This is a genomic window from Pseudonocardia xinjiangensis (assembly GCF_012911925.1).
Lineage (GTDB): Bacteria > Actinomycetota > Actinomycetes > Mycobacteriales > Pseudonocardiaceae > Pseudonocardia > Pseudonocardia xinjiangensis.
Genome location: NZ_JAAXKY010000219.1, coordinates 1 through 9,061 on the forward strand (window position 1 = coordinate 1; position 9,061 = coordinate 9,061).

General features: G+C 73.4%; 9 protein-coding genes. 7 read left to right on the forward strand and 2 right to left on the reverse strand.

Annotated features, from left to right (window positions below):
* Positions 1-135 precede the first annotated feature (135 nt).
* On the reverse strand, positions 136-1,182 hold the full coding sequence (locus HF577_RS35100) for a cation diffusion facilitator family transporter (protein ID WP_169400313.1): 1,047 nt from the start codon (positions 1,180-1,182) through the stop codon (positions 136-138).
* Positions 1,183-1,336: 154 nt separating this feature from the next.
* Between HF577_RS35100 and HF577_RS35105 the strand changes: the two genes are divergently transcribed.
* Positions 1,337-1,906: a peroxiredoxin gene (locus HF577_RS35105; RefSeq protein ID WP_211175323.1), complete on the forward strand. Its 570-nt coding sequence runs from the start codon at positions 1,337-1,339 to the stop codon at positions 1,904-1,906.
* A 9-nt stretch (positions 1,907-1,915) separates the two neighbouring features.
* Here HF577_RS35105 and HF577_RS35110 read toward each other — a convergent pair whose 3' ends face one another.
* A complete protein-coding gene (locus HF577_RS35110; RefSeq protein ID WP_169400314.1) occupies positions 1,916-2,743 on the reverse strand; it encodes an LLM class flavin-dependent oxidoreductase in 828 nt (275 codons plus the stop codon).
* Between the two features lie 80 nt (positions 2,744-2,823).
* Between HF577_RS35110 and HF577_RS35115 the strand changes: the two genes are divergently transcribed.
* The 6 genes from HF577_RS35115 (at position 2,824) to HF577_RS35135 (ending at position 8,986) form a co-directional block, all read left to right on the forward strand.
* Positions 2,824-3,300 carry a MarR family winged helix-turn-helix transcriptional regulator gene (locus tag HF577_RS35115; protein ID WP_312859587.1) on the forward strand — a complete coding sequence of 159 codons (477 nt, stop codon included), beginning with the start codon at positions 2,824-2,826 and terminating at the stop codon, positions 3,298-3,300.
* 112 nt (positions 3,301-3,412) lie between these two features.
* On the forward strand, positions 3,413-4,174 hold the full coding sequence (locus tag HF577_RS35120) for a 3-hydroxybutyrate dehydrogenase (RefSeq protein ID WP_169400316.1): 762 nt from the start codon (positions 3,413-3,415) through the stop codon (positions 4,172-4,174).
* Positions 4,175-4,245: 71 nt separating this feature from the next.
* Positions 4,246-5,532 carry an MFS transporter gene (locus tag HF577_RS35125; RefSeq protein ID WP_169400320.1) on the forward strand — a complete coding sequence of 429 codons (1,287 nt, stop codon included), beginning with the start codon at positions 4,246-4,248 and terminating at the stop codon, positions 5,530-5,532.
* Between the two features lie 282 nt (positions 5,533-5,814).
* Positions 5,815-6,228 (forward strand): hypothetical protein, encoded by a 414-nt coding sequence (locus HF577_RS37740; RefSeq protein WP_211175324.1) that lies wholly within the window; start codon positions 5,815-5,817, stop codon positions 6,226-6,228.
* Between the two features lie 74 nt (positions 6,229-6,302).
* Positions 6,303-8,138 carry a helix-turn-helix domain-containing protein gene (locus HF577_RS35130; RefSeq protein WP_211175325.1) on the forward strand — a complete coding sequence of 612 codons (1,836 nt, stop codon included), beginning with the start codon at positions 6,303-6,305 and terminating at the stop codon, positions 8,136-8,138.
* 86 nt (positions 8,139-8,224) lie between these two features.
* Positions 8,225-8,986 (forward strand): class I SAM-dependent methyltransferase, encoded by a 762-nt coding sequence (locus HF577_RS35135; RefSeq protein WP_169400318.1) that lies wholly within the window; start codon positions 8,225-8,227, stop codon positions 8,984-8,986.
* Positions 8,987-9,061: the final 75 nt, after the last annotated feature.

Consider the following 9,061-nt stretch of genomic DNA (forward strand, 5'->3'; position numbering starts at 1 on the left):
GTTCCGGTGCGGGTGGGTGCAGCGGTCACGGGTGCCTCCTCGGTGGACGTGCCACCGAGTGTTCGCCGCCAGCCGGGTCGGGTCGGGCCGGTGCACCCCCTGATCGGGGCGGGGGCCCTCCCCCCGTGGCGGCGCTCAGGCCCCCGCGTCCAGCCCTTCGCGCAACCGCTGCGCGCCCGCGCCGCCGTAGCGGTCGAGCACGCGCTGCCGCATGGTCGGGTCGGCGCGCGGCACCGGTTCGAGGAAGACCTCCTGGAGGTCGGGGAAGCGGTCGTGCAGCTCGATGTCGATGTCGACACACGCCCGCTCCAGTGCGGCCGCGTCGAGCGAGTCGGCGAAGTCGAGCCGTGCGCAGAGCAGCACCTGGTCGGTGCCCACGGTCATCGTGAGCAGGTCGACGACCGCGTCGACCTCGGGCCGGGCGGCGAGTGCGTCGCGCAGCGCGTAGACGGTGCGCCGGTCGGCCTGGCGCCCGATCAGCAGGCCGGCGTTGGTCCGGCCCAGGATGAACGCCACCCCGCTGAGCAGCAGGCCGATGAGCACCGACGCCAGCCCGTCCCAGAAACCCGAGCCGGTGAGCTGGTGCAGTCCCACGCCGCCGAAGGCGAGCAGGAGACCGATGAGCGCCGCGCTGTCCTCGAAGAACACGCTCTTCACGGTCGGGTCGTCGGTGTTGCGCAGCCACGCGCGGAAGCCGACGTCCTCGGCGGCGGCCTCGTTGCGTACCTGGCGCACCGCCTGCAGCCAGGACGCCCCTTCGAGCAGGAACGACACGCCGAGCACCGCGTAGGCCACCCACGCCAGGGTCTGCTCGGCATCGCTGCCGAGCATCGCGCGGATCCCTTCGATGAACGCGAACACGGCTCCGGAGACGAAGATGCTCACCGCCGCGATCAGCGCCCAGAAGAAGCGGGCCTTGCCGTAGCCGAAGGGGTGGCGCTGGTCGGGGCGGCGGGCCGACTGGCGCAGCGCGGTGAGCAACAGCAGTTCGGTGGCGGTGTCCGCGACGCTGTGCGCGGCCTCCGCGAGCATCGCCGCCGAGCCGGTGAGCAACCCCGCCACCAGCTTCAGCACCGCGATCAACGCGTTCGCCCCGGTCGCGACCAGGACGGTGAACGTGCTCTCGCCTCCGCTGCCTTGCGGCTTCTCCCCGGGCGCCTCCCGTGGCTTCTCCTCGTGCACGGGCCGAGGCTAGGCGTCCGCATGGCCCGGTGCTCAGCCACGGTGCGCTTCGCCACAGCGCCCCTGCCTGCGGCCGGCGCCGGACCACCGCAGGCCGGACCCGGGGCTACCGTCGTGGGCGCGCGCGTACCTTCCCGAGCGAGAGGAGCGTCCCGTGACCGACCCGCAGACCCTCCCGGACGACCTGCCGCGGCCCGTCGACGACGGAGCCGCCGACCACCTGGCCGGCACCACCATGCCTGCGGTCGTGCTGCCCACCACCGCAGGCGACACGCTCGACCTCGCCGCGTTCGGTGCCGGCCGCACCGTCCTCTACATCTATCCGCTCACCGGCAGGCCGGGCGCCGACCTGCCCACCGGGTGGGACGAGATCCCGGGTGCCCGGGGCTGCACTCCGGAGACGTGCGGGTTCCGCGACCACTACGAGGATCTCCGGGCGGCAGGCGCGCGAGCCGTCTACGGCCTGTCCAGCCAGGACACCGCCTACCAGCGCGAGGTCGTCGAACGCCTCCGGCTGCCGTTCGCGATGGTCTCCGACGAGACTCTCCGGCTCGCCGCAGCGCTGGACCTGCCGACGTTCGAGGCCGACGGGATGACGCTCTACCGGCGCATCACCCTGGTGGTGCGCGACGGAACGATCGAGCACGTCTTCTACCCGGTGTTCCCACCCGGAGAGCATGCCGAGCAGGTGCTCGGCTGGCTCCGCGAGAACGGCACCGGCTGAGAACCGGGGTCACCTCCCTGCGAGCCGCTCCACCACCGGCGCGAGCTGCTCGAAGAACGCGCCGTTGACGCTGATATAGGAGACGCCGAGGGCGTCGCGGCGCCGCTGCAGCTCGTCGGCCATCTCCGTGGTGCTGCCGCGGAGCATCACGAGCGAGTCGTGCTCGATCAGCGTGGCGGCGTCCGCGCCGACGAAGCTCTGGGTCCACGGCGGCACCTCGGTGCCCACGACGAACAGGTTCATCGCGAGCTCGATGGCGTCTGCCCGGTCGCCCGCGGCGTTCCGGAGCGTGCGCACCATGCCCGCCAGCTCGTCCCGGGAGGCGAGCGGCGCAGCGGCGAGCGTGACGATGTCGGCCTTGTCCGCGGCGACCGCGAGCGCCTTGGGGCCGCCCGCGGCCACCAGCACGGGGGTGCGGCGCTCGGTGCCGTCGAGCTCACGCAGGTGGTCGATGCTGTCGGCCACCTGCTGGAGCCGCTCCGCGGCGGTGCCGAACGGGACGCCGAGGCTCTCGGTGAACTCCCGGACGGCCGGGCGCCCCGTGCCGATGCCGAACTCGAACCGGCCACCGGTGAGGACCGAGAGGCTGTGGCCCTCCCAGGCGGCCGATCGGGGCGGACGCAGCGGGCTCGCCAGCACGAAAGTGCCGACGCGGAGGTCCTTGGTGGCGCTCGCCGCCACGGCGAGCGAGGGGAACGGTGCCAGCAGCTGCAGGCCGTCGGGCATCAGGAGGGACGAGTAGCCGAGCTCCTCGGCGCGCCGCGCGGACGCGATCCACTCGTCGGGACCGCCGGTGGGCGTCGCCACGACCCCGAACCGGAACGCTCTGTCGCTCATCTTTCCCTCCAGGCAGAAGATCGTTACATCTACGAATGATTGACGGGTTAGAACGATTTGTCAACTGGTACGGTCGGCCGGTGACCGCGTCCCCCCGGCGTCTCGAGGACCCTCCCGGGGCCGCCTTCCTGCTCGCCGCGCTCGGCGCGCACGCCGCCGCCCGCTTCGCCGAGCGGATCGCCGCCCTGGACCTGACGCCCCCGCAGACCGGCCTGCTGCGGGCGATCGCCGCCACCCCCGGCCAGAGCCAGCAGGCCTTGGCCCAGCTGCTCGGCACCCCGGCGAGCCGTCTGGTGGGCCTGGTGGACTCCCTCGCCGACCGGGGGCTGGTGGAGCGCCGGCGCAACCCGGCCGACCGGCGGCTGCACGCCTTGCACCTCACCGCCGACGGCGAGGCGCTCGCGGAGCGGATCGAGGCCGTCGGCCGCGAGCACGACGACGCGATCCTCGGCAGCCTGGAGGACGAGGAGCGGGCCCGGCTGCGCGCCCTCCTCGCCCGGATCGCCGAGGACCAGGGCCTCACCCCGGGCGTGCACCCGGGCTACCGGCGGCTCTGAGCCGGGCCCGTGCGCCGCCGCCGGAGGTGTGCGCCACCGACACATCCGGCGCGGCATCCGTGGTGTCTCCGCACCGCGCGTAAGCGCCCCGGCAGACGTACCGTCGTCCGGCATGACCCCTTCGACACCGGTGCTGGCCGACCGCACCGCGCTGGTCACCGGTGCGGCGTCGGGCATCGGCGCCGCGATCGTGCGACGGCTCGTCAACGACGGCGCGACGGTGCTCGCGGTCGACCGTGACGAGGCAGGCCTCAAGGTGCTCGCCGAGGCCGTGCCCCAGGTCGAGCCCGTGCCCTGCGACCTCGCCGACCTCGCCGCGGTCGACGCGCTACCTGCCGCCGTGGACGTCCTGGTCAACAATGCCGGCCTGCAGCACGTCGCCCCGCTGCACGAGTTCGATCCCGAGCGCTTCTCCCTGATCCTGCGGGTGATGCTGGAGGCGCCGTTCCGGCTGGCCCGCCTCACGCTGCCGCACATGTACGACCGCGGCTGGGGCCGGGTCATCAACATCTCCAGCGTCCACGGCCTGCGGGCGAGCCCCTTCAAGTCGGCCTACATCAGCGCGAAGCACGGCCTGGAAGGGCTGTCCAAGGTGATCGCGCTCGAAGGGGCGGCGCACGGCGTCACCAGCAACTGCATCAACCCCGCCTACGTCCGCACACCGCTTGTCGAGCGGCAGATCGCGGACCAGGCTCGCACGCACGGCATCGACGAGGACGCCGTCGTCGAGCAGGTGATGCTCGGCCCGGTGGCCGTGAAACGGCTCGTCGAGCCCGACGAGGTGGCCGAGCTCGCCGCGGTGCTCTACGGCCCGGCGTCGTCGTCCATCTCCGGATCGTCGCTGTCCATGGACGGCGGCTGGACCGCTCACTAGGAACACCGGGAGACAACGTGGTCGACAGGGAACAGCCCCGCAGCAACATCATCAAGGTGGTCGCGGCCAGCATGGCCGGCACCACCGTCGAGTGGTACGACTTCTTCCTCTACGGCGTGGCCGCCGCCGTGGTCTTCCCTGCGGTCTTCTTCCCCTCGAGTGACCAGGCCGCCGGCACGCTGCTCGCGCTGGGCACGTTCGCCATCGGGTTCATCGCGCGGCCGATCGGCGGCATGGTGTTCGGTCACTTCGGTGACAAGATCGGCCGCAAGACGCTCCTGGTGGTCAGCCTGGTGATGATGGGGGTCGCCACCTTCGCGATCGGGCTCCTACCGGGGTACGCGACGATCGGTATCGCGGCCCCCCTGCTCCTGGTGGTGCTGCGTCTCGTGCAGGGCTTCGCGCTCGGCGGCGAGTGGGGCGGGGCGGTGCTCATCGTCTCCGAGCACGGCGACCCTGCGCGTCGCGGCTACTGGGCGAGCTGGCCCCAGGCCGGCGTCCCGTTCGGTCAGCTCCTCGCCAACGGCCTGCTGTTCCTGCTGTCCGCCGTGCAGAACGACGCCGACTTCATCTCGTGGGGCTGGCGGATCCCGTTCCTGCTGTCCGCGGTGCTGGTGCTGATCGGACTCTACGTGCGGCTGTCCGTGGAGGAGTCGCCGCTGTTCAAGGAGGCGCAGGCCCGGGCGGCGAAGCTCGCCGCCGCAGGCGAGAAGGAGGCCCTGCCGATCGTCGAGGTGTTCCGCCGCTACCCGCGCGAGGTGTTCACCGCGATGGGCGCCCGCTTCGCGGAGAACGTCTCTTACTACATCTTCACCATCGTCATCACGACGTACGTGACGCAGCGGCTGGGCCTGTCCAGCTCGTTCGTCCTCGGGGCCGTGCTGATCGGTGCAGCCGTGCACCTGGTCACGATCCCGATCTGGGGCGCGCTGTCCGACCGGATCGGGCGCAAGCCCGTCTACCTGCTCGGGGCCGCGGGCGTCGGGGTCTGGGCGTTCGTGTTCATCGCGCTCGTCGACACCGGGAACTTCGCGCTCACCGCGCTGGCCGTCGTCGGCGGGCTCGTGTTCCACGGCGCGATGTACGGCCCGCAGGCCGCGTTCCTGTCCGAGCTGTTCGGGACGAAGGTGCGCTACTCCGGGGTGTCGATCGGCTACCAGCTCGCGTCGGTCGTCGCGGGCGGCCTGGCCCCGATCATCGCGGTGGCCCTCTACACCACGTTCGACAGCGGCTACGCGGTCTCGGTGTACGTCGCCCTCAGCGCCGCCGTGTCGATCTTCGCGGTCGGCACGTACGCCGAGACGCGCACCCGCGACCTCGCGGCGGATCCCGCTGTCTCCGGCAGCGCGGCTCGCTGAGCTGAGACGAGACTCGTCGGACCGGCACCGGAGTCGTCCGCGACCCGGTGCCGGTCCGGCGGCGCACGACGCACGTCGGTGAGGCGACGGCGATCATCACGACGTTCCAGGCCGACCACCCAGAGCTGCCGACCGAGGACCGTCCCGCCGCCATGAGGTCCGTTCTCCACGCCCCCGTGCTGCTGGCCGGCACAGACCCGAACCGCTGACCTCGGGCGCTACCGGCAACCCGCCGCGGGGTCGATCCGTGCCAGGCTGCGGAGACGCGAGACGGGAGGCAGTGTGTACGAGCACGCGCCGCGAGGGACCGGTCAGGACGCCCACGGTGATCACCGGACGGCGCCCCCGATCCACCCGCGGACCGGGAACCGGAGGACGGCCCGGCTGCTGACGCTCCAGCGCACGGCCGGCAACGACGTGGTGCCCGTGCAGCGGCGGCTGCGCCTGGCGGACCGCGACATCGGCGCGGAGGGAAAACAGGCCGCCACGGAGACCTGGCGCCGGGTGGAGGCGCTGCCGAGCTACCGAGGACGCACTCGTGAGGAACAGGACCAGATGCGCAAGCAGTTCTGGAAATGGGTCTTCACCGAGTTCAGAGCCCACTGTCCGCGCATGGATCCGTCCGATCGGCCGAGAGCGTTCCGGGCGGTGCTCCAGTCCTTCACCACGCTGGCGGAGCTCGGGATCCAGGGCTGACGGCCGGAGTTGCCGTCCCTGTGGCTCTCTCCTCCGACTCTCCTCCCGCCGGGGGCGGTGGCATGATCACCGCCGTGTCCCGGACCGCGCTGGAGCTGCTGCGCCTGCTCGCGCAGGACGCTCCCGCCGAACGGATCGACGAGCAGTCGCGGGCACTCGCCGAGGCCGACCCGCAGACCGCGGCGGTGGCCCGCGAGCTCGCGTTGCGGGTGCGTAGCGGGATCGACGCGCAGCGCAGGCGGGAGGCCGAGCTGTCGGCGCTCGTCGACATCGCGCGCGACCTCGCGTCCCGGCCCGAGCCCGGCGGGGTGCTCGATGCGATCGTGCGGCGCGCCCGCAGCCTGCTGAGCACCGACGTCGCCTACCTGACCCTCGCCGACGCCGAGCAGGGCGACACGTTCATGCGGGCGACGGCCGGGTCGGTCTCGGCGGCGTTCCAGGCGTTGCGGCTGCCGCAGGGCGCAGGCCTCGGCGGTCTGGTGGCGCAGACCCGGCGGCCGTACTGGACCGCCGACTACCCGGGCGACGAGCGCTACGCCCACACCTCCGAGATCGACTCGGCCGTGGACGAGGAGGGGCTGGTCGCGATCTGCGGCACCCCGCTGCTGGTGGACGGCGAGTTCGTCGGCGTGCTCTTCGCGGCCAACCGCAGCCGCCGCCCGTTCAACCGCAGCGAGGTGGCGCTGCTCGGCTCGCTCGCCGCGCTCGCCGCCGTCTCACTCGTGCAGTCCCGGCGCGCCGCCGAGACGGCCCAGGCGCTGGCGGCCCTGTCGAGCGCACACGCCGGGATCGAGCAGGCCGCGGCGGCGCACGACCGGTTCGCCGGTGTGGTGCTGTCCGGCGGCGGGGTGGACGACATCGCGGCCGCGCTCGGCGAGCTGCTGGGCTGCTGGGTGGCGGTGCTCGACGTCGACGACCAGCGGATCGCCTCGCACGGTCCCGCTCCCGCGCCCGGCCCCGACCACGACCCGCTGGCCACGGCGGAGGCGGTGCGCCATTCCGCCGCGTCGGGCCGGCTCGCGGAGGCGGGCGGGGTGTGGGCCGTCGTGGTGAGCGCGGCCGGCCAGCGGCTCGGCACGCTCGTGCTCGGCGGCTGCGCGCCGCTGGACAGCGGGCAGGGCCGCACCGTGGAGCGGGCGGCGATGGTGACCGCGCTCGTGCTGCTGTTCCGGCTCCGCGCGGCCGAGGCCGACCAGCGGGTGCGCACCGACCTGCTCGCCGACCTGCTCGGGCGCCCGGACGGCCAGATCGACGGCGCACTCGTCGAGCGCGGACGGTTGCTCGGGCTGCGACTGCAGACCCCGCACGTGGTGGCCGTGTGCCGCGGCACGCGGCGAGGGCTCCACCTGGCCGCAGCCACCGCGGGGGACGGCCGCGGGCTCGCGGGTGAGCACCACGCCGAGATCGTCGCCGTCGTGCCGGGACGCGACCCCTCCGCCGTCGCGGCTGTGCTGTCCCGTCGTCTCGGAGCGGACGACGCCCAGGTCACCGTGGGTGCCACCGGTCCGGTCGTCCCGGCCGCCGGCCTGCGCGACGCCTACGCCGAGGCCCGTCGCGTCACGGACGCACTGGCGGCGATCGGGATGCGCGCAGGCTCGGCCCACGACCTGGGGTTCGCGGGGCTGGTGACCAGCACCCCCGGCGACGTCGAGCGCTACCTGCACCGCGTCCTCGGCTCGGTCACGGAGTACGACACCCGGCGGGGCAGCGACCTGCTCGGCACGCTGGAGGCGTACTTCGCGGCGGGCGGCAGCCCCCGCCGGGCGGCGAGCGCGCTCCACGTCCACGTCAACACGGTGGCGCAGCGGCTCGACCGGATCGCGTCGCTGCTGGGCACCGACTGGCAGGGCCCGGACCGGGCGCTGGAGATCCAGCTGGCGCTGCGGCTGCGCAGGATCCGCGCGGGCTAGCTCCACCGCGTCCACAAGATCAACGTGCAGTCGTTCACCCCGCGATCGTGAACGAGTGCACGTTCGGCCCGATGACAGGAGGGCTCGTGACCGCGTCGAACCCGTTCCTCGGGGCGCTGACGGGCGAGTACTACGCCCTGGGCCGCCCCGACTACCACCCGGCCGCGGTCGGGGCGGTGGCCCGGCTGCTGGACCTCGGTGATCCGGTCAGCCTCGCCGTGGACATCGGGTGCGGCACCGGCATGTCCACGCGCGCGCTCACCGCCGTCGCGGCGCAGGTCGTCGGGCTGGACGTCTCGGCGTCGATGCTGCGCGCCGCAGCCCCGGCCGCCGGGGTCGGTTACCTGCAGGCCGGCGCCGAACGTCTCCCGCTGGCCTCGTGCTCGGCCGGGCTCGTCGTCACCGCCGCCGCGTTCCACTGGTTCGACCAGGCACGAGCCCTCGCCGAGGTGGCCCGCGTCCTTCGTCCGGGCGGCGGGTTCGCCGTGTACTCCGACTTCTTCAGCGGCCGGCTCGGCGGCGCCGATGCCCTCACGGACTGGCTCGCCGGCACCTACGGGCCGCGCTACCCGGGGCCGCCGAGACACAGCCACTTCGACCGCGACGCGGCGGACGTCGCCGGGCTCGCGTTCGTCGGGTCGGAGGAGCTGCGGTACGACGTGCCGATGACCGCGGACGCGCTGGCGGACTACCTGCTCAGCCAGAGCAACGCGACCAGCGCGATCGACGACGGCCGCACCACACGCGCCGAACTGCGCGCATGGCTCCTCGCCGAGTTCGAGCCGCGGATGCCGGCCGAGGTCGTCCGGGCCCAGTTCACGTGCACGGTCTGGTGCAGCCGGAAGTGACCAGGCGGGCACCCCGCGGCGGGGCGACTCACCCGCGCGAAACGGGCGACTCGCGGGGCAGGGGCGGGCGACTCG